At 55.0% G+C, this 19,467-nt stretch carries 20 protein-coding genes; 12 read left to right on the top strand and 8 right to left on the bottom strand.

Annotation, left to right across the window (positions count from 1 at the left end; translation table 11 throughout):
- The first annotated feature begins 218 nt into the window (after positions 1-218).
- Together mgtE and recD are read left to right on the top strand one after the other, a co-directional pair.
- The gene (mgtE, locus tag ACK3CJ_RS06105; RefSeq protein ID WP_409525555.1) at positions 219-1,568 is read left to right on the top strand and encodes a magnesium transporter; all 1,350 of its coding nucleotides are present in this window, start codon (positions 219-221) and stop codon (positions 1,566-1,568) included.
- Between the two features lie 21 nt (positions 1,569-1,589).
- Complete coding sequence (gene recD / locus ACK3CJ_RS06100) at positions 1,590-3,662, top strand: exodeoxyribonuclease V subunit alpha (RefSeq protein WP_409525554.1); 2,073 nt, start codon at positions 1,590-1,592, stop codon at positions 3,660-3,662.
- A gap of 32 nt (positions 3,663-3,694) precedes the next feature.
- Here recD and ACK3CJ_RS06095 read toward each other — a convergent pair whose 3' ends face one another.
- From ACK3CJ_RS06095 to ACK3CJ_RS06075, 5 genes are all read right to left on the bottom strand, one after another.
- Complete coding sequence (locus tag ACK3CJ_RS06095; RefSeq protein ID WP_409525553.1) at positions 3,695-4,465, bottom strand: LytR/AlgR family response regulator transcription factor; 771 nt, start codon at positions 4,463-4,465, stop codon at positions 3,695-3,697.
- On the bottom strand, positions 4,456-5,544 hold the full coding sequence (locus ACK3CJ_RS06090) for a sensor histidine kinase (RefSeq protein WP_409525552.1): 1,089 nt from the start codon (positions 5,542-5,544) through the stop codon (positions 4,456-4,458). The genes ACK3CJ_RS06095 and ACK3CJ_RS06090 overlap by 10 nt, the downstream gene beginning before the upstream one ends.
- A 44-nt stretch (positions 5,545-5,588) precedes the next feature.
- Positions 5,589-6,275: a DUF6040 family protein gene (locus ACK3CJ_RS06085; protein WP_409525551.1), complete on the bottom strand. Its 687-nt coding sequence runs from the start codon at positions 6,273-6,275 to the stop codon at positions 5,589-5,591.
- A 114-nt stretch (positions 6,276-6,389) separates the two neighbouring features.
- A complete protein-coding gene (locus ACK3CJ_RS06080) occupies positions 6,390-7,598 on the bottom strand; it encodes a type II toxin-antitoxin system HipA family toxin (protein ID WP_409525550.1) in 1,209 nt (402 codons plus the stop codon).
- A 5-nt stretch (positions 7,599-7,603) separates the two neighbouring features.
- Complete coding sequence (locus tag ACK3CJ_RS06075; protein WP_409525549.1) at positions 7,604-7,855, bottom strand: helix-turn-helix domain-containing protein; 252 nt, start codon at positions 7,853-7,855, stop codon at positions 7,604-7,606.
- 159 nt (positions 7,856-8,014) lie between these two features.
- Between ACK3CJ_RS06075 and ACK3CJ_RS06070 the strand changes: the two genes are divergently transcribed.
- The 6 genes from ACK3CJ_RS06070 to ACK3CJ_RS06045 all read left to right on the top strand — a co-directional run bounded on the left by ACK3CJ_RS06070 (position 8,015) and on the right by ACK3CJ_RS06045 (position 12,726).
- On the top strand, positions 8,015-8,407 hold the full coding sequence (locus ACK3CJ_RS06070) for a CidA/LrgA family protein (RefSeq protein ID WP_409525548.1): 393 nt from the start codon (positions 8,015-8,017) through the stop codon (positions 8,405-8,407).
- Positions 8,400-9,116, top strand: a complete 717-nt coding sequence (locus ACK3CJ_RS06065; RefSeq protein WP_409525547.1) for an LrgB family protein — start codon at positions 8,400-8,402, stop codon at positions 9,114-9,116. The genes ACK3CJ_RS06070 and ACK3CJ_RS06065 overlap by 8 nt, the downstream gene beginning before the upstream one ends.
- 209 nt (positions 9,117-9,325) lie before the next feature.
- A complete protein-coding gene (locus tag ACK3CJ_RS06060) occupies positions 9,326-10,423 on the top strand; it encodes an MlaE family ABC transporter permease (RefSeq protein ID WP_409525546.1) in 1,098 nt (365 codons plus the stop codon).
- Between the two features lie 4 nt (positions 10,424-10,427).
- Positions 10,428-11,207 (top strand): ABC transporter ATP-binding protein, encoded by a 780-nt coding sequence (locus ACK3CJ_RS06055; protein ID WP_409525545.1) that lies wholly within the window; start codon positions 10,428-10,430, stop codon positions 11,205-11,207.
- Positions 11,204-12,115, top strand: a complete 912-nt coding sequence (locus ACK3CJ_RS06050; protein ID WP_409525544.1) for an MlaD family protein — start codon at positions 11,204-11,206, stop codon at positions 12,113-12,115. Before ACK3CJ_RS06055 ends, ACK3CJ_RS06050 begins: the two co-directional genes overlap by 4 nt.
- Positions 12,112-12,726 (top strand): ABC-type transport auxiliary lipoprotein family protein, encoded by a 615-nt coding sequence (locus tag ACK3CJ_RS06045; RefSeq protein WP_409525543.1) that lies wholly within the window; start codon positions 12,112-12,114, stop codon positions 12,724-12,726. The genes ACK3CJ_RS06050 and ACK3CJ_RS06045 overlap by 4 nt, the downstream gene beginning before the upstream one ends.
- A gap of 21 nt (positions 12,727-12,747) precedes the next feature.
- On the opposite strand, the gene ACK3CJ_RS06040 is transcribed toward ACK3CJ_RS06045, so the two are convergent.
- The 3 genes from ACK3CJ_RS06040 to ACK3CJ_RS06030 all read right to left on the bottom strand — a co-directional run bounded on the left by ACK3CJ_RS06040 (position 12,748) and on the right by ACK3CJ_RS06030 (position 15,403).
- Positions 12,748-13,809, bottom strand: coding sequence for a nucleotidyl transferase AbiEii/AbiGii toxin family protein (locus tag ACK3CJ_RS06040; RefSeq protein WP_409525542.1), 1,062 nt, complete (start codon positions 13,807-13,809; stop codon positions 12,748-12,750).
- The gene (locus tag ACK3CJ_RS06035) at positions 13,810-14,433 is read right to left on the bottom strand and encodes a DUF6088 family protein (protein ID WP_409525541.1); all 624 of its coding nucleotides are present in this window, start codon (positions 14,431-14,433) and stop codon (positions 13,810-13,812) included.
- Between the two features lie 139 nt (positions 14,434-14,572).
- Positions 14,573-15,403 (bottom strand): CvfB family protein, encoded by an 831-nt coding sequence (locus ACK3CJ_RS06030; RefSeq protein ID WP_409525540.1) that lies wholly within the window; start codon positions 15,401-15,403, stop codon positions 14,573-14,575.
- 145 nt (positions 15,404-15,548) lie between these two features.
- Between ACK3CJ_RS06030 and ACK3CJ_RS06025 the strand changes: the two genes are divergently transcribed.
- The 4 genes from ACK3CJ_RS06025 to ACK3CJ_RS06010 all read left to right on the top strand — a co-directional run bounded on the left by ACK3CJ_RS06025 (position 15,549) and on the right by ACK3CJ_RS06010 (position 19,455).
- The gene (locus ACK3CJ_RS06025) at positions 15,549-16,265 is read left to right on the top strand and encodes an energy-coupling factor ABC transporter ATP-binding protein (protein WP_409525539.1); all 717 of its coding nucleotides are present in this window, start codon (positions 15,549-15,551) and stop codon (positions 16,263-16,265) included.
- Positions 16,262-16,870, top strand: coding sequence for an energy-coupling factor transporter transmembrane component T family protein (locus ACK3CJ_RS06020; protein ID WP_409525538.1), 609 nt, complete (start codon positions 16,262-16,264; stop codon positions 16,868-16,870). The genes ACK3CJ_RS06025 and ACK3CJ_RS06020 overlap by 4 nt, the downstream gene beginning before the upstream one ends.
- Positions 16,871-16,933: 63 nt before the next feature.
- Positions 16,934-17,482 (top strand): biotin transporter BioY, encoded by a 549-nt coding sequence (locus tag ACK3CJ_RS06015; RefSeq protein WP_409525537.1) that lies wholly within the window; start codon positions 16,934-16,936, stop codon positions 17,480-17,482.
- A gap of 218 nt (positions 17,483-17,700) precedes the next feature.
- A complete protein-coding gene (locus tag ACK3CJ_RS06010) occupies positions 17,701-19,455 on the top strand; it encodes a VRR-NUC domain-containing protein (RefSeq protein ID WP_409525535.1) in 1,755 nt (584 codons plus the stop codon).
- Positions 19,456-19,467: the final 12 nt, after the last annotated feature.

The raw sequence follows: 19,467 nt of genomic DNA, 5'->3' as shown, positions 1-19,467 counted from the left end.
TCAAACTTTACACAGTAAAGGTCTTGTGGCTTGCAACGGCCCAAGTAAAGTTTCTTGTATTTATTGAAAACTGCTACAATTTCCGTTATTTACACCTGCATCAACAGGCTGTTTAATCATGCCTGAGATCAGCTATTCTATGATCTGCATTTGTTAAACCCTTGACCATGAATACACGTATATGTCCGCTCACCACTCTCTGCTCAAGGATATGATATATGGCTGAACAACCACTGTTCGATATCGAAGAGATTGTCAGGGAGAGCTTTGACGAAGAGGGGCAGGAGCAGCTGACCGAAAAGCTCAGCCAGCGCGAGCCCGAAGAGGTCGCACTGGCGCTGGAAGCGATGCCGGTTGAGCAGCGTGTCGCCACCTGGCAAACCCTGCCACCTGAAAATCAGATCGAAGCCCTGACCTTCATGCGCGTGGATGCGCGTGAAAACATATTCAAGCAGATAGACGACGACCAGCTATTCCAGCTGGTTGAGAATATCGACGTTGATGACCTGCTGGAACTGCTGGACGAGCTGCCTCCCGCCGTTTATCACTATGCCGCCTCACGCCTGGATGAAAGTCAGCGTCGCTGGCTGGATACGGCACTGACCTATGATGACGAACAGTGTGGTCGCTATGCCGATCATGACCTGCTGATCATCAATCGAAATGCCAAGGTGCGTGATGCAATCCGCCTGTTCCGCAAACTGACGGATGAAGCTGAATATCAGGACAGCCTGTTTGTCGTTGACCGCACCGGCCGTTATGTCGGCTTGATTCAGGCCAGCCAGTTACTGGGTGTGGGTAGTCACACCGCCATAGACTCTTTTATAGACAGTGACGCTCCGGTAGTCGAAGGCAACATGGATCTGGATGATGGGTCTGATATGGTCTATCGCTCCGGCTATACCGCGCTGGCCGTAGTAGATACCGATGGCAAGCTGCTGGGCCGAATGTCGATCGGTGAAGCGATGGAGAATATGCGCCGCAGCATGGAGAGCCAGTTCATGCACACCGCCGGTCTTGATGAGGACGAGGATCTGTTCGCTCCCGTCGTTGACAGCGCCAAACGACGTGCGGTCTGGCTGGGTATCAACCTGCTGACCGCCTTTCTCGCAGCCTGGACCATCGGGCTGTTTGAGGCCACACTGGAGCAAGTGGTGGCTCTCGCCGTACTGATGCCTATTGTCGCCAGTATGGGCGGTATTGCTGGCAGTCAGACACTCACGCTGATGATCCGGGGCTTGGCGCTGGATCAGATTGGCCCGAAAACCTACTTCACGCTGCTGTACAAAGAACTGGGCGTTGCAGCCATCAATGGTCTGATCTGGGCTGTTGTGATAGCGATCATCACCTACCTCTGGTTCGGTGACATGATTATCGGAATCGTGATCGGTGTTGCGATCATTGTTAACATCCTGATTGCCGCCGTTTCTGGCGTATTTATTCCGATAGTGCTCGATAAACTGAAAATCGACCCGGCGCTGTCCGGCCCGGTTATCCTGACAACTGTCACCGATGTGATCGGTTTCTTCGCTTTCCTCGGCCTCGGTACAGTGATGCTGTTGCACTGATCTTTTAACTGGAGTGACAGCATGACCCCGCAGATAGCCTCAACGATCAATCTCAGCGTACTGCAGCAGGACAGCGAAGCACTGCTGGCGGTGCTGGAGCGTTGGGCTGAGGCGGGCTGGTTGCGTTGGCTGGATGTTGAACTGGCCCGTTTTCTGAGCAAGGAAGCGGTTGATGCGCCTCCGCTACTGTTACTGGCAGCGGCGTTGACCAGCCATCAGAATGGCCGTGGGCATGTATGCCTGGACCTGCAACACTGTCTGGATGAGCCTGAGAGGGCACTGTCTCTGCCTCCAGAAGGGGATCAGAGTGAACTGGCCGTGCTGCCGGGACAGCTACTGAGCAGTATTCAACTCGACCAGTGGCTGCAGGCACTCAGCCACCCACTGTTGATCACGCACACTGACACGAGCGACGGCACAACCGAGAGCAATACATCACTCAATACACCTCTCAATACACCACTGGTACTGTCAGGCTCTGCAGAGCGCCCACTGCTCTACCTTCGGCGCTTCTGGCGTTATGAACAGCAGATCAGCCAAGTGATTCTGAGCCGTCTGGAGCAGCCCTTCGACCTGCCAGAGAATCTGCTGAAGCAGAGCCTTAACCTGCTTTTTGAGAGCAAGGATACCGATCCCAACTGGCAGATGATCGCCTGTGCACTGGCAGCCCGCAGTGCCTTTGCCGTGATCACCGGTGGCCCCGGCACGGGCAAGACCACCACCGTCGTCAAACTGCTCGCCCTGCTGCAGCATCTGGCACTGTCACAACAGGGTGGTGCACTGCGCATCCGTCTGGCAGCACCGACCGGTAAAGCAGCCGCACGCCTGAACGAGTCGATTGCCGGGCAGGTGCAGGGACTGAACCTGTCACAACTGCCTGATGCCGAGCGGATCAGAGATGAGATTCCCACGGAGGTTACGACCCTGCACCGTCTGCTGGGTCCGATACCCGGCAGTCGTTTCTTCCGTCATCATGCAGGTAACCCACTGCCGGTGGATCTGGTGGTGGTGGATGAAGCATCGATGGTAGATGTTGAGATGATGGCCAACCTGCTGTCGGCACTCGCTCCGGGTGCCCGTCTGATTCTGCTCGGTGACAAGGATCAGCTGGCATCCGTCGAAGCCGGTGCCGTGCTGGGCAGTCTGTGTCAGCGTGCTGATGCCGCCCACTACTCACCAGTAACCGCTCAGTGGCTGCAAGGCATCTGCCAACAGAGCATCCCAACAGAATATATTGATCCGCAGGGCACCCCGCGTGATCAGGTGATCACCATGTTGCGTCACAGCTATCGTTTCGGCAGCCAGTCCGGAATCGGGACGCTGGCCCGACGGGTCAACACTGCCGCTAACACCACTGAACTGCAGACCGTTTTCAACGGTCAGTTTGCTGATCTGCAGCACCTGCGCCTGAACAGTGCAACGGATCAACGCTTCGAGCAACTGATCACAGACCCTCAGGAGGGCTACGGCACCTACCTGACCTGTCTGCAGCAACAGCGCCCTGCCGATACGGATCCAACGGAGAGTTGGGATAACTGGGCCAGAGCCGTACTCAAAGCTCATGGACAATTCCAGTTGCTCGCCGCCCTGCGAATGGGGCCCTGGGGTGTGGAGCAGTTGAATGAACGAATTGCGAGCGCTCTGCAGTCTCGCGGGCTGATCGATCCTACAGGGATCTGGTACACCGGCCGTCCGGTAATGATCACCCGCAATGACTACAGCCTGGGGTTGATGAACGGCGATATCGGCATGACTCTGGAGTATCCGCGCCAGCATGAGGATGGTCGTATCAGCCGGGTATTGCGCGTTGCCTTTCCTGCCGGTGATGGCACGGATCGCATCCGCTGGATTCTGCCGGGGCGCCTTCAGGCTGCTGAAACGGTTTTTGCCATGACCGTGCACAAATCACAGGGCTCGGAGTTCCGCCACACAGCTCTGCTGCTGCCGGATCACGATAGCCCAATTCTGACCCGCGAACTGATTTACACCGGCATCACCCGAGCCAGAGAGAAGTTCACCCTGATCGACAGCCACTCTCGCGTACTGGCAAACGCTGTAGCAAGCAGCGTTTATCGTGTGAGTGGCCTGTTTTAACTCTGCCGAAAGCTCTAGCTCTTCCGAAAGTTCTAGCTCTGCCGAAAACGCTCAGCAAAACGCCGACTCACCGCCAGGCTTTTTCGGCTCCCTTTCAGCTTGACGTTCAACTGCCCTGTCAGTGTGCGGCTGATCTTTTCAATCATCCGCACCTGCACGATGCTGCTGCGATGAATGCGCCAGAAACGCTCAGGATCCAGCTGATTTTCCAGCTGTTTGAGAGGAGTACGGATCAAGTATTCGCCGCCTTCGGTGATTAGCGTGGTGTACTTGTCTTCAGCCCGAAAGGCTAAAACCTCATCCACACTGATCATCAGTATCTCTTCACCCTGCTGGACATTGAACCAGTTCAGCCAGCGTGGTGCCACCTCCCTGGATGACTGCTGCAACAATTCACGTAATTGGCCAAGATCCGCAAGTCCCGGCTCAGACTGACGCTGTTTGATGCGCTCTATTGTCTGTTGCAGACGCTGGTCATCCACCGGCTTGAGTAAGTAATCGATCGCTTCTCGCTCAAATGCCTGCACGGCAAACTCATCATAGGCCGTCAGAAAAACCAGTGCGCAGTCGCGAGTCAGCCCCGACTGCTGCATGTTCAACGCCACTTCAAGGCCGGTCATCACTGGCATATTGATATCGAGAAACACCACCGACGGCCTGATCGCCTGAATCTTGGTCCAGGCTTCGGCCCCGTCACTGGCCAGATGGATCTGATCCAGCTCAGGCCAGAGGCTTTCCAGACGCTGGTGCAGATTGAAGCGTAGCACCGGCTCATCATCGGCCAGCAGACAGGTCAGCTGCATCTCGCCTCCTTCTCCGTTCGCAACGGCAGTGTCAGCACCACCCGCGTCCCGCCCTCATCCGGCTGAACGATTCTCAGCTTCGCACGATCATCATATAGCAGTGCCAGACGCTCACGCAGATTGTTCAGCGCCACGCCCTGCCCCTCTGTTGTGCTGACCTGCTGCATACCTATGCCATTATCCTCTATTCGTATCTCACATCCCTGCAAGGTTGACTCAGCCAAGATGGTCAACGTCCCGCCCTGCGATAAAGGCTCCAGCCCATGCCGGATCGCATTCTCCACCAATGGCTGCAACACCAGTGGAGGAAGCTCGAACGATCGCAGCTCATCATCCAGATTGATCTGCCACTGCAACCGTTCTCCCATGCGGATCTGTTGGATTTCAAGATAGGCACTGACCAGCGCAAGTTCCTCATTCAGAGTGCTCCAGTCGGACCGAACCTGATGCAGATTGCGTCGCAAGAGCGTCGTCAGAGCCTGTATCATCGACTTGGCCTGCTCAGGTTGCTGATCAATCAAACCCTGAATATTGGCCAGCGTATTGAATAGAAAATGGGGCTCCATCTGACTTTGCAGCACTCTGAGCTCTGCCAGCGCAGAAGCATGTTGCTGCTGCGTCTCGCGTGCCTTGTGCGCTTCGATATCCGCCTGCAGAGCACGTGACAGTGCATAGGTGTAGAAAAAATAGCACACACTAAGCGTAAAGATGCCACCTATCACCAGTTGAGTGAGTACACGCTGCGGCTGCTCCATCAGTAATCGTGGTGCCAACTCCCCCGTCACCACCCAGAAGTGATTACTGACACCCAGTAACAGGCCCAGAAACAGCGCCAACCCCGCCGTCAGCCAAGTCGGGAGTGAGCGAATCCAGTAAAGTGCGGTGTTCAGCAGTAACACCGACGTGACCCCATAACCCAGCGACACGCTGGCACTGCGCAACAGGTCCAGATCGGTCAGCAACCAGACCAGTATCGTGATCACACCACAGGCCAGCAACGTGACCAGTAGATAGCGGCTCAGTAACCTGATGAAGGTACTGAGCCCGGTTTCCGATTGAGAAAATGAAAATACCGACATGATGATAGATCCGTTTCACGGCACGAGAAGAAAAGCCTACCACATCACATGCCCCTGACATGCACACCAGACAGCAAACGTTGCTTCCACCAGATGATAAGTGGCGTGATCAATACGGTCGGTGCCAGCCAGAGGATAAATGCGGGCTCCAGGCTGACATTCACAACCAACACTGCCGTAATCGTCGCGATGGTCCCCCCGAGCATCATCCCGGCATGGTTGGCGATTCGCTCACCACCTCTGAACCCACCTTCACGCAGTGTTTTCAAACCCGACAGACTGAACCAGAGACTCAACCCGGCAAATACCAGCAAAGTAACCCCCTGCCCCATCCCATTGAATAGTTGTAAAGCGCCGAGCCCAAGCATCATCAATGCCGACAAGAGCATGGCACCCTGCAGCAACCAGTCGACCACCCCGGGATCACCTCTCCGGTTGCGCGCCATTCTCCAGCCAGTCAATGCCAAATAGACGCTGAAGATCGCAATAAGAAGGAGAAACAGATTGGGCTTGAGCATCGTCATCACCACCGCGGTCACGAACACCAGCAGCATACCGGCAACAAACACCAGTCCACTGATTCGATGCCAGTGATGGGATAAATTGGCAGTTTTCAGCCCTGCTGCGATGATTGCAGCAATCAGTGCCGCCGATCCGGCCAGAATATGGATCGACAATAGGATGGAATAGAACATTCTCACACCTCCGCTGTTAACAGGGTTGTTAATCATGCGGGCAGTGTAGAGAAGGGCTAGCCCCTCTCTCAACGCGATCTGACCAGTGACTATTACATGCGATAAGTGGTCGTCAGCGGGCGCGACTGATGAGGAGCAGCCCCTGTCACACTACTCCACCTCGGCAAACAGCTGTGCAGATGTGGCGAAAATCTGAGTCATCGCAGCGCCTATCTCACGAAAGGCTGAGTGGTCAGCAGCATACTGCTCCATCTCTACTCTGACCCGGTCCAGCGCAAGCGCTACCTGATGGAAAGCTCCGACCACCTCTTTTTCTGACAGACCACAGGCCGTACGGCCAAAGGTTTTCAGATAGCGAGGATCCCACCAGGTTTTTTTACCTGCCAGCGTCAAAGCCGGCACATCCTTATTCAGATAGGGAAGAGTCGATACTATGTCATAGGCGGGTGCTAATCTGCGCTGAGCAAAAGGAGAGGAGTACAGAATGCCGAAGTTTTTCAGGTGCGCATCGCCATTCCCCACCGCACGTGACACCAGCAAAGAGAGGAATAGTGAAGTCAGGTCCTGCATGCGATGATCCGGTGATACAAATGCGGATATACTTCTGGCCAGTCGTTCATAACTGCCACTGTACTTGTCCAGTGGCGGCAGCCCCTGCAAGACACAGGCATCCTCAAAGCCGAGCCAGTTGCCCTCGCCATCGCGATCAAAACGCTTCATCACAAACAGGCGGGCATCCGCTGAAAGATCAAAGTCCGGAACCGCCAACCCCACACTGCGGGCAACCCGCATGCAGAAGTACTCATTGGCCGCCAGTTGTGGATAGTCATCACCCCAGGACTTGACGATGAACCCTTCTGTTTTCAGCGTCCCTCGCTCCTCCACCCTTGCGGGTACCAACACTTTTGGCTGCACGCCTGAAATACCTGACCTGAGCGCATACTTGCTGACCAACTCTTCGAACAGCGCACTGTTGCCTGACTCCAGCAGCCCGCTCATCGACTCACCAGCGGACGCGGCAGATTCATCAACCATCTGGTCAGGAGACGTAACGATCACTCTACCAACCTGATAACGCCCCAATGCAGTCAGCATCACCAGATCACCCGCCCCCTGAAGCTTGGAAATCGTCTTGCGCAAGATATCCGCCAGATATCCCTCCGGAAGGTTCTGAGCAAAAATTGGATGGATACCGGGATAGGTGACTGCCTCCGAATCGACCGGCATCGTCACAGATACTGCCTGAGAGGGCTTCAGTTTATCTCGATAGGTAAATACTGCAGGATCAGGCATACCGGGCACAAAAAGCTCCCCGACTGGTAACTGATCCACCTGCACGTTCGCTCGCTTAAGAGACATATCACTTACTCCTTGTTCATATCACGCAGCAGCTCAGGTAGTGTCGGTAGAGGTGATGCTGGCCGCACAACCAATTCCAGCTCCAGTACGGCCAACAGCCTGACAACCTTACCATATCCCAACTCCGGCAGGCGTTGGTTTTCCAGTTTCGACAAGGTACTCCTGTCGACACCTGCCATATCAGCCAACGCCTGCATGGAGTAGCCTTTGCGCCGACGCGTCTGACGGACGCAGACTCCAAGATCAAACAAATCCATGTGAATATACTCTACGTTTACTAGATAATTTTATAAAATGTGGCGTATATTCACAAAATAGCAGGCTTGAGAAGATTGAACAAGGAGGTGATCAGCCCCTGCCATCTGAGATGATCATGCACTATGCTGTAACCATCTGTATCTTCTGAGGAAATCATCATGATCCTTGCGGTTCTGTTACTGCTGATCTGTCAATTGATCGGCGAGGTGATCGCGCGTGCGCTGGGTTTACCCCTGCCAGGTCCGGTGCTGGGGTTGGCACTGCTGCTGATCCTGTTTATGGTGCACAAACCGATATTTGCTCGCGTCCAACCCACCGCGCAGGGGTTATTGCAGCACCTGTCATTGCTGTTTGTACCCGCAGGTGTAGGGATTGTCGGCCATGTGGACAGGCTGGGAACAGAGGGGTTCGGCATTCTGATGGCACTGATTCTGAGCACACTGCTGGCGATTGCCATCGGAGCGCTGGTATTTGCCGGTGTTTCAAAGCTCTGCGGTGAGAGTGAAGAAAAAAGTGAAAAAAATCTGGAAAATGGAGTGAATAATGAGTGATTTTCTGGAAATCTGGAGTTATCTGGCGGAAAACCAGTTACTTTGGCTCAGTGGCACGCTGGCCGCTTATGTTCTGGCTGACAAACTCTTCCGCGCAGCAGGACGCACTCCCTACCTGAACCCGGTACTGATCAGTGTGCTGATACTGGCCTGCCTGCTCTGGCTGACCGATACCAGCTTTCCGGTCTATTTTGAGGGTGCGCAGTTCATCCACTTCATGCTCGGCCCGGCCACCGTTGCGCTCGCTGTGCCGCTGTTTATCAACTTTGCGCGGGTACGTAAAAGCCTGCTGCCCATACTGGCGGCGCTGTTTGCCGGATCTCTGACGGCCATCATCAGCGCCGTCGGCATCGCCTGGGCACTCGGGATCAGTGGTGAAAGCCTGCTGTCGCTGGCACCCAAATCCGCTACCGCGCCGGTTGCCATGGGGATCTCCGACAGCATCGGTGGGTCGCCCACGCTCACTGCCGTACTGGTGTTGCTGACCGGTGTAATCGGCGCAGTAGCCGCAACACCACTGTTGAATCTATTACGTATCAAGGACTGGCGAGCCCGCGGCTTTGCTACAGGCGTGGCGGCACATGGCATCGGTACCGCTCGCGCCTTTCAGGTGAACGACACGGCCGGAGCATTTGCTGCGGTCGGTATGGGGTTGAATGCGTTACTGACAGCCTTGCTGGTGCCATTACTGATCGCTTTGATGCTGTGACAGCGTACTGATAAAGATAAACGACATTTCTGACAACCTGCTGTCCAATTGGTCAGTCAGATAGCGCACTGAGCTGCTGATCCGAATAACTTGATGGTTGGATTAAGATACTGGATAGTAGATAGATAGAAGAATACTGATATAGATCGGCAACCCGGAACCGGCGATAATGCCGGGCACTGGATGGATCACTCCGGATTGAGCAATTGATGGATAAGGACACACAGACACCCCCCGCTATCCATCAGGATGATGCGGGAACCCTGCTGGCAGGCGATTGGGATACACGCTATCTGAAAGAGCTGGTACGCCTGATAAATGATGTGCGGCTGGACAAGTCACACACGATCAGTGCCAGTCTCGGCCAGATGGATACCAACGGCGCACTGCAGCTTCTCAAGCTGATCGGCCCATCCCCGGACGCCTGGCCCAAGGGGCTGACACCAGATCAGACACGCCTGTTGGAACTGGTTGCCGCGCGCAGTGGAGACACTCCGGAACCTGAGCCCTCACTCAACTGGCTGGCTGACCTCGGAAAGCGAACAATTGAGTCTGCTGGCCATGGTCTGGAACTGCTGAATTTTTTTGGTCGTTTGAGCGCTCTTGTGCTCAGGCTGTTCCGCCACCCTGGCGAGCTCAAGATCAAAATGGTGCTGGATGTTTTACAGAAAGATGGCCTGCATGCGGTGCCGATCATCGCTCTGCTGGCATTTCTACTCGGTGCTGTTATCGCCTATCAGGGTGGCCTGCAGTTGGCTACTTACGGCGCCAATATCTTTATTGTTGAACTGGTATCCCTGACACTGTTGCGCGAGCTGTCTCCGCTGATCTGCGCCATTATCGTGGCTGGTCGCTCCGGCTCTGCCTATGCCGCGCAACTGGCGACCATGCAGATGAATCAGGAGATACTGGCGCTGAAAAGTCTGGGCCAGGACCCCTACGCCTGGCTGATTCTGCCCAAACTTATCGGGCTGATGCTGGTGATGCCACTGCTGACAATTCTGTCGATGGCGGCCGGTATCGGTGGCGGCATGCTAGTGGCATCTCTGCAGTTGGAGCTGAGCCCAATCGAGTTTATTCAGCGCTTCGGCTCCAGTGTCGACGTGATTCATTTCTGGGTCGGCCTGATCAAGGCTCCGGTGTTTGCGATTCTGATCGTCAATGTCGGCTGCATGCAGGGGTTGCTGGCCAACGGTGGCGCCGAAGAGGTCGGTCGTCGTACAACCCGCAGCGTGGTGCAGAGTATTTTTCTGGTGATCATCGCGGACGCCATATTCTCCATTCTGTTTGCACAACTGGGCTGGTGAGACGATGACACAGACAACACTGGTTGACATCAAAGGGCTTGCAACCCGCTTCGGCAGCCACGAGGTCCACAAGAATCTGGATCTGACCATTATACGCGGTGAGCGGCTTGCTCTGGTTGGTGGCAGTGGCTGTGGCAAATCGGTGCTGCTGAGCGAGATTGCACTGTTGCAGGAGGCCGATGAGGGTGAAATCAAGCTTTTCGGTTTCCCCGTCACCGAGCTGACGACCGACCAGATGGCAGGCCTGAGGAAAAAGATCGGCATGATGTTTCAGCAGGGCGCTCTCTTCTCCAGCCTCACGGTGCTGGAAAACATCATGCTGTCGATTCGCGAACATCAATCTTTGCCCGACAGTCTGCTGGAAGAGCTGGCGATGCTCAAGCTGCGTCTGACCGGTCTGCCCGATCTGGCCGCATGGAAATATCCGCAAGAGCTCAGCGGTGGTATGCTGAAGCGAGCTGCCGTGGCCCGTGCACTCGCCCTTGACCCTGTCCTGCTGTTACTGGATGAGCCCACAGCAGGCCTTGACCCCGCCGGAGCCAGTGCCTTTGACGAGATGCTGCTGGAGCTGCATGCCACGCTGGACCTGACGCTGATTCTGGTTACGCACGATCTCGACTCGCTGTGGCGTGTGACTGATCAGGTGGCGTTTCTGGGTGAGAAGCGCGTACTGGCCAAACTGCCGATGGATGACTTGTCGACACATGAACATCCCGACATTCAACACTACTTTGCCAACACCCGTGCACGACGTGCGGCGATCAAAATGGAGCCCGAAGCATGAATCCACGCATCAACTACACGCTAGTCGGTGCTTTTGTTGTACTGCTGCTACTGATGGGGCTGGGCATGATCGCCTGGATGACCCAGGATAAGCGCCAGCAGGAACGCCAGCTTTACCTCACCTACTTTACTGAATCGGTGGCGGGGCTGAATGAGCGTGCCAGCGTGCGCTATCTGGGCGTACCAGTCGGGATCGTTGAGCGTATATCACTGGATACCGACGTGGAGGGGCGTGTACGCCTGGATCTTCGCATTGATCCAGAAACGCCCATCCGCGAAAACTCAGTGGCTTCTCTGCAGAACCAAGGCATTACCGGCTTGCTGTTTGTCGAGATCAATGGTGGCGACGGCCAAAGCCCCTATCTGGAAACATCTGATGAGGATCCAGCCGTCATTGGTAGTAAAGCTTCACGCCTATTACAGATCACCGATGCACTGAGTGATTCGCTCGAACGATTCAACGATCTGGCCGAAAATCTGAATGAACTGACCCGTCAGATCAGCCAGTTGACCGACGCCGAGATGAAGCAGCAGTTGAGCGATATGCTGGCTGCCGTAGAGTCACTGGCATCAACAGCCGATCAACAGGTTGCCCAACTGGATCTGAAGCCCTATGAAGAGATGGCGCAGGCCCTGACTGACTTCACACGCCAGCTACAGACCCAGAGCGAAGACTGGCCACTGGCGATCGAACAGATGGGGCAGAACCTGGCCGACAGCCTGTCGCAAAGCATGGACAAGGCGACCCGCCAGATAGAACTGTTCTCGCGCGATGGTCAGGCCACCACCCGACAGTTGCCCGCAATGTTGGAAGAGCTCGAAACACTGTTAGAACAGTTCAAACGCGAAAGTAACAGTCTGATAACCGGCCCGGCCACACTGCCGCCCGGCCCTGGAGAAAACCCATGAGACAAGGACGCACCCTGCTCCTGATCTGCCTTAGCCTGCTGCTGATCAGCGGTTGTACCCTGCTGCCTGAAGCGGGTCCTGCTCCCTTGCAGCTTCAGCTTGAACCGCTGGGCAAATCACAGGAAAGCCGTGCCAAACACTATGGTGCAGACACCCCGACCCTGGTAGTCGAGCGCCCACAATCCACACCGGCCCTGAACAGCCGCAACATCTGGTATCAACCCGCTCCCAACCAGTTGATGCCCTTTCGCGACCATATCTGGAGCGAGCCCCTGCCTCAGCAATTGCAGCGCATCAGCGTTGACTATCTGGCTGATCAACTCTCGCAGATCAGCGTCCATCAGGATAGGCCAGGCATTGATGCCACCTACCGCCTGAGTATCACCCTGCACACCTGGCACCTTGATCAACTAGCCGGCACACTGGCCATCGCACTGCACGCCGACCTACTGACCGCCGAAGGCAAACCACTTGCACACTGGCAATGGGAACAGACAGAAACACTGAGTGAGATCAGCGCTACCGGTATGGCGGCAAGCAGCCAGCGCTGGATGGAGCGCTGGTTGGAAAGCTTGTCGGAAAGGTTGGCACAGGTGGTGGCAGGGAACTGAACTTGTTGATTCAATTGACTATCAACCACTGGCTAAAGCAGTGTTTATTGTGTCCTGCGCAGTACGTAATCGCTCAACGATAACATCGAATGAAGCAGGTTTGACGAAGAACATACCACTATCAACAGCAAACTGATGATCCTCAGCAATTGACTCCAAACGCTCATCTTTTGGTATCAGCATCAGTCTGCCGTCATGAATAGCCATGTAATCAACGCCCTTCTCCGAGTAGCGGAGTCTTTTCATCTCTATGACATCACTCATGGCCTGCTTTTGCCCCAAAGGGTCTGTAAACTCCTCTGCCCGGAGCAAGCAGTCAACATCATACCAATGACGTGCAAGACGATTAAAAGATGAAGGCGCTCTATCTTGAGTTGAATACTGGTGCAATGCTGTCAGTTTTTCCCACAAGATATAACCAGGGTCATATGCAGCCACAGTTCCAGTTGGTAACACAAGTGCTCCAGCAATCTCAGGCACTTCAGACAGGTATGTCTGAACGGCGTGAGGTTCCGTTGGCCGCCCCCGGTTACGGCCGCCAAACTCCAACAGAATATGGTCAAGCTGATAGGTGTTCTGGTTCGCTGTTACGCGAGGGAAGTGAATATCAACCTTTTCTCCATTGGAGTCCGGCTCCAATTCAGCCTGCAGATCCTTGATCCCATATCCTGCAAAACGAGCATTCAGCCTATCAACAAGTCCAGCGCTCCACGCAGTCAATAACTTAGCCTGCGCTTTTCGGAAACGATCGCATTGACTTCTAGTTGCTGTGGTTTTATGCCAAGCAGCATTTTCGTCATCTTCCAGTGCCAGATCTGCCCAATGGATTGACAGATCTATATCTTCAGAAAAGCGCTCAATAGTACGCCAGCACTTGCTCAAGGCTGTCCCACCCTTGAAAGCAATATCCCAGTCCCCCAAGAGCTGCTCGTCATAGAGCAGTCTCAGGATCTCTGTGACCCAGATATCTTTTTCAAGAAAGCTCGCATTAAGGCCAGAAGGGTGCAGCTGGGCGCCCAACTCGATCAACTCACTCAATTCGCCATGCTTACCGGTATCCGCATAGAGTTCAAAAATATTCATTCAGATGGCCATCCTTGTTTCCAGCTCTGATAGTTTCTCCTGCCATGCCTTTGGCAAAGAAGATGCTTTAAGTCGCTCAACGACTGCCTGACTTTCCTGCTTCGTCAGCCCCAAACGCCTGAAGGCTTTGAGTAATGCCTGTAATCCACCTCCTGATGGAGGTGTAACGCTCAACCCCCGAAACAACTCACCCTCAGGCCGGCCACTCCAGCGTAGCTTCTGCCTGGCTATATGCCTCACTTCAACTACTTCATTACCAACCGCAAAAGTACGACTTGGCCCATCGCTCCAGAAAATTGTTTTCACCGGCGCCTGGGTTTGCAAACCAAGTCGATATGCTGCTTCCTGGCCTTGCGACACCAGAATATAGCGGTGTTCTCTGGCCCATAGACGAGCGACGCTCACTGCACTCGTCTTGACTTTAATGGCCGGGAGGCTAGGCAAAGGTTTTGGTCGAACATAGATCCCTTTGGCCACACGTTCGATTACACCCTCTTCGCTCAGCCTGCTAAGAGCCTTCTGCACGGCGGTTTGACTACCTAACTCATAGAATCGGCTGATCGAGAAAGGCACCCCCCGTTTCATCCGTTGTATGCGTTGAGACACTTTAGATGAGACTGACACGATATAAAATTTCCTGACAATTCTACCTTTATGTGTTTTAATTATACGCCAGTATTTACAAGGCGCATAGCTCGATTAATGTCAGGATTAAGATAGAACAACAGGTGATTGAAGCTCTGCAGGTGTATGCTTTACCCCCTCACTCCACCCGCTCAATCCCCTGCTCATTCTGGCGGATCAGCCCCTGTTTCAGCAGATTGCCGAGGGCCATTTTGAACGCTTTCTTGCTGACGGCAAACAACTCCTTGATCTCTTCAGGTGAGCTTTTATCGTTCAGTTGGCACTGACCGCCTTTGATCTCAAGATACTGCAGTATCTGTTGCGCCAGCGGGTCAACGCGAGAATAGCCAGGCTTTTCCAGCATCACATCGATTTTGCCATCTTCGCGCACCTGTTTGATAAAGCCGTGCACAGTCTGACCACTGCGTATCTCGCGGAACAGATCCTGATTGTGCAGCATGCCCAGGTAACGGTGATCCACAATCGCCAGATAACCCAGATCAGTGCGGCGCCAGAACAACAGCTCTGCTGTCTGACCCGGTGTGTAGTCGCAGGGAGTTTTATCAAGAAACTTTTCCAGCTTGGCGGAAGCTGCAATACGGCCGGAGTTGTCGATATAGAGATAAACGATACAGCGCTGGCCAGGTTCTACCGGTTTTGCCTGCTGGGCAAAGGGCAGGAACAGCTGTTTGGGTAGCCCCCAATCGAGAAACGCACCAACCTGATTGGTATCAGCCACCACCAGCGAGGCAAACTCACCCACCTGCGCTCTGGGTCTTTTCATTGTGGCAACCGGCATATCATCGCTGTCGAGGTAGACAAACACCCGAAGCTGATCACCGATCTGACACTCTTCAGGCACTTCTTTCTGCGGCAGCAGGATACCGCCCTTGTCGCCACCATCCAGATAGACACCAAACTCGACCATCCGCATGACCGGCAGCGTGTTTATTCGGCCCAGTTCGATCACTGCTCTTCTCCTTCAAACCACAATATGAATTTTGACAGGTGAGTAGAGTAACAGAAATTCGCTCGATCAGTTATGGCGATCAACTGTGAAATAAGGCCCCCCCTCTATATAATGGCCCGCTCCAGTTCAAGGCCCGATTCACCACATGATCAATCCATCTGCAGCCCCCCATGGCATCTCCTTTCTCAACGTCTCTCTGAGTCGTGACGGACAGCCTGTGCTGAAGGATCTGTCACTGGATCTGTACGAACAACGCATCGGGCTGATCGGGCACAATGGTTCCGGTAAAAGCTCACTGGTGCGGCTGATCAACGGTCTGTTGCAGGCGGATGCCGGTGATATCACCGCTTGTGGCCAGAGCCCTGTCGTGGGGCCGGAACAGATGTCGGCGCATGTCGGATTTATCTTTCAGAACCCGGATCATCAGATCATCTTCCCAACGGTGGAAGAGGAACTGACCTTCGGCCTGCTCAACCAGGGACAAACACAGAAGCAGGCTCGACAGTCCGCACATGCGCTATTGGCAGAACATAACCGCAGCGATTGGGCGGATCGACCGGTACACAGTCTGTCGGATGGGCAAAAGCAACTGGTGTGTATTCTGTCGGTGTTACTGATGCAGCCGCATGTACTGATTCTGGATGAACCCTTTTCTGCACTGGATCTGCCGACGCGCTATCAACTGCTCGCTCTGCTCGAAGCCTTGCCCCAGCAGATACTGATGATCAGCCACGAACTGGAAACACTGCAACGCTTTGATCGTATCATCTGGTTGCACAGGGGGCGGGTATATCGGGATGGACCACCGGATCTGGTGCTGCCCGAATATCAGCAGCAGGCACGCGACGGAGCCGGTCTGTGATCAGCCTCTATCTGGGACAGCAAAGCTGGCTGCACCGCCAGCCTGCCGGTTTCAAGCTACTTATTCTGGCTGCAATCAGCATTGCCCTCTATCCTGTGATCAATCTCTGGTTGCTGGCGACGATGCTGCTCGGGACCCTGCTGCTGTACTGGTCGCTGGGCAGACAAGCCCTGCGGCAACTCAAACTGCTGCGGCCACTACTGCCGCTGTTCGCACTGATGTTTCTGCTGCAGTGGTGGAGCGTTGGCTGGCAAGAGGGGCTGGGCCTGATCCTGCGCATGAGCACACTGATTCTGCTGGCCAACCTGATCACCATGACCACACGCATGGAAGCGATGATGGATGCCGTGATGCCTCTGTTTGCGCCACTGCGCTGGTTGGGTGTGGATACCCGCCGGATCGCCTTTGCCGTGACACTGCTGATCCGGTTCATCCCGGTGTTGATGGCGGTGCTCGACAGTTTGCTGGAGGCCTGGCGCGCCCGAGGCGGTGGCAAACAGGTCTGGCGACTGGCGATTCCGATGACAATCCAGGCGATCCGTCTGTCGGATACTGTATCCGAAGCGCTGGCGGCCCGTGGTGGCATCAGCCGAAAAGCTCCATAAAAAAAATGCTCCTTGAAAACAATTGACTCCACTGACACCAAAAAGAAAAAGAGATAACTCAACATGAAAGATAAAACGCTGGTCCAGATCGCTCTCTACGCGGCACTGATCGCTGCACTGGGCTTTATTCCCCCTGTTCCCTTCGTGACCGGCATCCCGATCACGGCCCAGACGCTGGGTGTGATGCTGGCCGGTATCATGCTCGGCCCCTGGCGTGGCGCGCTATCGATGGCGCTGTTTATCTTTGTGGTCGCGCTCGGTGCACCGCTGCTGGCGGGTGGCCGGGGTGGGTTGGGCGTATTTGTCGGCCCGACCGCCGGCTTTGCCATCGGCTTCCCCTTTGCCGCTTTTGCCACTGGCTATATGGCGTTGTGGCTGCGTCGTTTGCCGGTATTCCCGGCAACGCTTCTGGCGGCGGTGTTTGGCGGCATCGTGATTCTGTATATTTTTGGCATCACCGGATTCAAACTGGTCACCGGGCGCGGCTGGCAAGACTCGATTACCATCATGGCGGTATTTATTCCGGGTGATCTGGTCAAGGCGGTGATTACGGCGGTGGTGGCTCAGGCAGTGATGCGAGGTTTGCCGGGCGCTGTTGCAACCCGTCACTGAGCCTCTTCATCCCAGAACCAGCGACAGACAACAGCCTTATCATCCCTGGCCCTCATCCTCGCCCATTAACACTCATCCGCAGGAATACGGTCGGCCCCAATGCGGTGCTGACCTGTTATCCCTCTGCGGCCACCTCTTCAATCCCGATCGGCCGCTATATAGTTGACAAGGTGAAAGCGCAACTGGATGCTTGAGGGCTGAACTTAAGGACTGGTCGTATGGCAACCACCCTCAATCGCCCACACAATTTCAGCAGCGCATCGCTGGACAATCCACTCTACTATCTCAGCAACATGAAGAGTGTGCTGTGCTGGGTGCTGGAGCGTCATGCCGATCTACTGCTCTCTGATGAACTGGGCAGACTGACAGGCTTTTTGAGCCTGCCACAGCCCAGTCAGGCGTTGCTGGTGCGGATGGTGATGCGCAAGGGAGAACTGTTCCGCAGCAACAAGCTGATCTATGCCGAGATAGGGGATATTACAAACACCCTGCCCGCGCTGATTGATGCCGGGTTGATCGACCCAGATCCTGAAGTGGACCTGGCCCAACTGTTCAAACTGCTGACTCGCGCCGAGTTGATGAGCTGTTTTCAGGACCAGCTAGCCTCCCTCGGCCTTGCCCGCTCAACCACCAAACCCCAATTGCTGGAGGCGCTGACCTCCCTGCCGGAGCTGGCCGAGAAGAGAAGCACCCTGCATTACTGGTGGCCAGAGGCTCAGGATCGGTTGATCCGACTCATGCAGATGCCACTGTTTGATCGCGTCAGATTGATGTTTTTCGGTAATCTGCGCCAGGACTGGTCGGAGTTCGTGTTGACCGAATTGGGACATCAGACCTACGAGCCTATCCCCTTCAGCCCTGACTCACGGGCATTCAGCCAGCGGGATGAGGTGAACAGCTATCTGAAGATGCACCATTGCCGGGAGCAACTGGATGAAGGTATTGCACCAGAGAGACTGATAGCATCCGTACCACCCGAACCGCTGGACAACCCTTGGCTGGAAGCACGTCGGGCACGGTTGCTATTCACGCTGGCACAGACGGCCGAACGACAGGGGCTGACCGAGCTGGCGCTGGACACCTATAGAATCAGCCGCCATCGTGAAGCGCGTGTACGACGACTGCGCGTACTGGAGCGTCAGGGCCAGATCGAGCAAGCCTGGCCGATCCTCTGCGAAGCACTTGTGCAGCCGGTCAATGAAGCGGAAGCCCTGAGCCTGCAACGTCTCTACACCCGTATCCGCAAGCGATTGCAGACGGTATTATCTGATCCACAACATCCTTTGAATGACCCTGACTACCCCCCTGTGTGTCAACCTAAGCCTGAGCCGTCTGTTTCAGGCAGGCAGTCGATCCCGACACATACATTGTTGTTGCCTCCACACCCTTCAGTTGAGCTGGCAGTGGCCGAGCATCTGTCCGAACCCGATGCACCGGCCTGCTATGTCGAGAACACCCTGTTCAACGCCCTCTTCGCCCTGCTCTGCTGGGAAGCACTGTACGCCCCGTTGCCGGGTGCCTTCTTTCATCCGTTTCATGCGGCCCCGACGGATCTCTACCGAGAGGATTTTGTCGCGCGGCGCCAGACACTGTTCAATCAGTGCCTGAGCCAACTTGAAGATGGCAGCTACGCGGAGCAGATCCTGCATAACTGGCAAGCCAAACAGGGGATCACTACCCCGTTCATTTACTGGCCGCTACTGCCACGGGAGACACTCGAGCTGGCACTGACCTGTATCCCGGCGGCTGATCTGAGGCAGATTTTTGAACGTTTTCTACGCGATCTGCGTGAGCATCGTGCCGGTCTGCCAGATCTGATCCAGTTCTGGCCCGAACAAAAGCGCTACCGTCTGATTGAGGTGAAGGGACCTGGCGATCGGTTGCAGGATCATCAGACCCGTTGGCTGCATTACCTGCTGCAGCGGAAGGTAGATCTCTGCGTATGCCATGTCCGTTGGGATGGCGCTGAATGAGAGGGTACTTTC

Source organism: Nitrincola salilacus, assembly GCF_046271865.1.
Lineage (GTDB): Bacteria > Pseudomonadota > Gammaproteobacteria > Pseudomonadales > Balneatricaceae > Nitrincola > Nitrincola salilacus.
Note: the sequence above shows the minus strand (reverse complement) of the source record. Positions and strands in the feature narration are given on the sequence as shown.

What these genes read in the sequence shown, in the direction of transcription:
- mgtE (WP_409525555.1), top strand. Translation starts at nt 219, where the DNA reads ATGGCTGAACAACCACTGTTCGATATCGAAGAGATTGTCAGGGAGAGC.
- recD (WP_409525554.1), top strand. Translation starts at nt 1,590, where the DNA reads ATGACCCCGCAGATAGCCTCAACGATCAATCTCAGCGTACTGCAGCAG.
- ACK3CJ_RS06095 (WP_409525553.1), bottom strand. Translation starts at nt 4,465, where the DNA reads ATGCAGCTGACCTGTCTGCTGGCCGATGATGAGCCGGTGCTACGCTTC.
- ACK3CJ_RS06090 (WP_409525552.1), bottom strand. Translation starts at nt 5,544, where the DNA reads ATGTCGGTATTTTCATTTTCTCAATCGGAAACCGGGCTCAGTACCTTC.
- ACK3CJ_RS06085 (WP_409525551.1), bottom strand. Translation starts at nt 6,275, where the DNA reads ATGATTAACAACCCTGTTAACAGCGGAGGTGTGAGAATGTTCTATTCC.
- ACK3CJ_RS06080 (WP_409525550.1), bottom strand. Translation starts at nt 7,598, where the DNA reads ATGTCTCTTAAGCGAGCGAACGTGCAGGTGGATCAGTTACCAGTCGGG.
- ACK3CJ_RS06075 (WP_409525549.1), bottom strand. Translation starts at nt 7,855, where the DNA reads ATGGATTTGTTTGATCTTGGAGTCTGCGTCCGTCAGACGCGTCGGCGC.
- ACK3CJ_RS06070 (WP_409525548.1), top strand. Translation starts at nt 8,015, where the DNA reads ATGATCCTTGCGGTTCTGTTACTGCTGATCTGTCAATTGATCGGCGAG.
- ACK3CJ_RS06065 (WP_409525547.1), top strand. Translation starts at nt 8,400, where the DNA reads ATGAGTGATTTTCTGGAAATCTGGAGTTATCTGGCGGAAAACCAGTTA.
- ACK3CJ_RS06060 (WP_409525546.1), top strand. Translation starts at nt 9,326, where the DNA reads ATGGATAAGGACACACAGACACCCCCCGCTATCCATCAGGATGATGCG.
- ACK3CJ_RS06055 (WP_409525545.1), top strand. Translation starts at nt 10,428, where the DNA reads ATGACACAGACAACACTGGTTGACATCAAAGGGCTTGCAACCCGCTTC.
- ACK3CJ_RS06050 (WP_409525544.1), top strand. Translation starts at nt 11,204, where the DNA reads ATGAATCCACGCATCAACTACACGCTAGTCGGTGCTTTTGTTGTACTG.
- ACK3CJ_RS06045 (WP_409525543.1), top strand. Translation starts at nt 12,112, where the DNA reads ATGAGACAAGGACGCACCCTGCTCCTGATCTGCCTTAGCCTGCTGCTG.
- ACK3CJ_RS06040 (WP_409525542.1), bottom strand. Translation starts at nt 13,809, where the DNA reads ATGAATATTTTTGAACTCTATGCGGATACCGGTAAGCATGGCGAATTG.
- ACK3CJ_RS06025 (WP_409525539.1), top strand. Translation starts at nt 15,549, where the DNA reads ATGATCAATCCATCTGCAGCCCCCCATGGCATCTCCTTTCTCAACGTC.
- ACK3CJ_RS06015 (WP_409525537.1), top strand. Translation starts at nt 16,934, where the DNA reads ATGAAAGATAAAACGCTGGTCCAGATCGCTCTCTACGCGGCACTGATC.
- ACK3CJ_RS06010 (WP_409525535.1), top strand. Translation starts at nt 17,701, where the DNA reads ATGGCAACCACCCTCAATCGCCCACACAATTTCAGCAGCGCATCGCTG.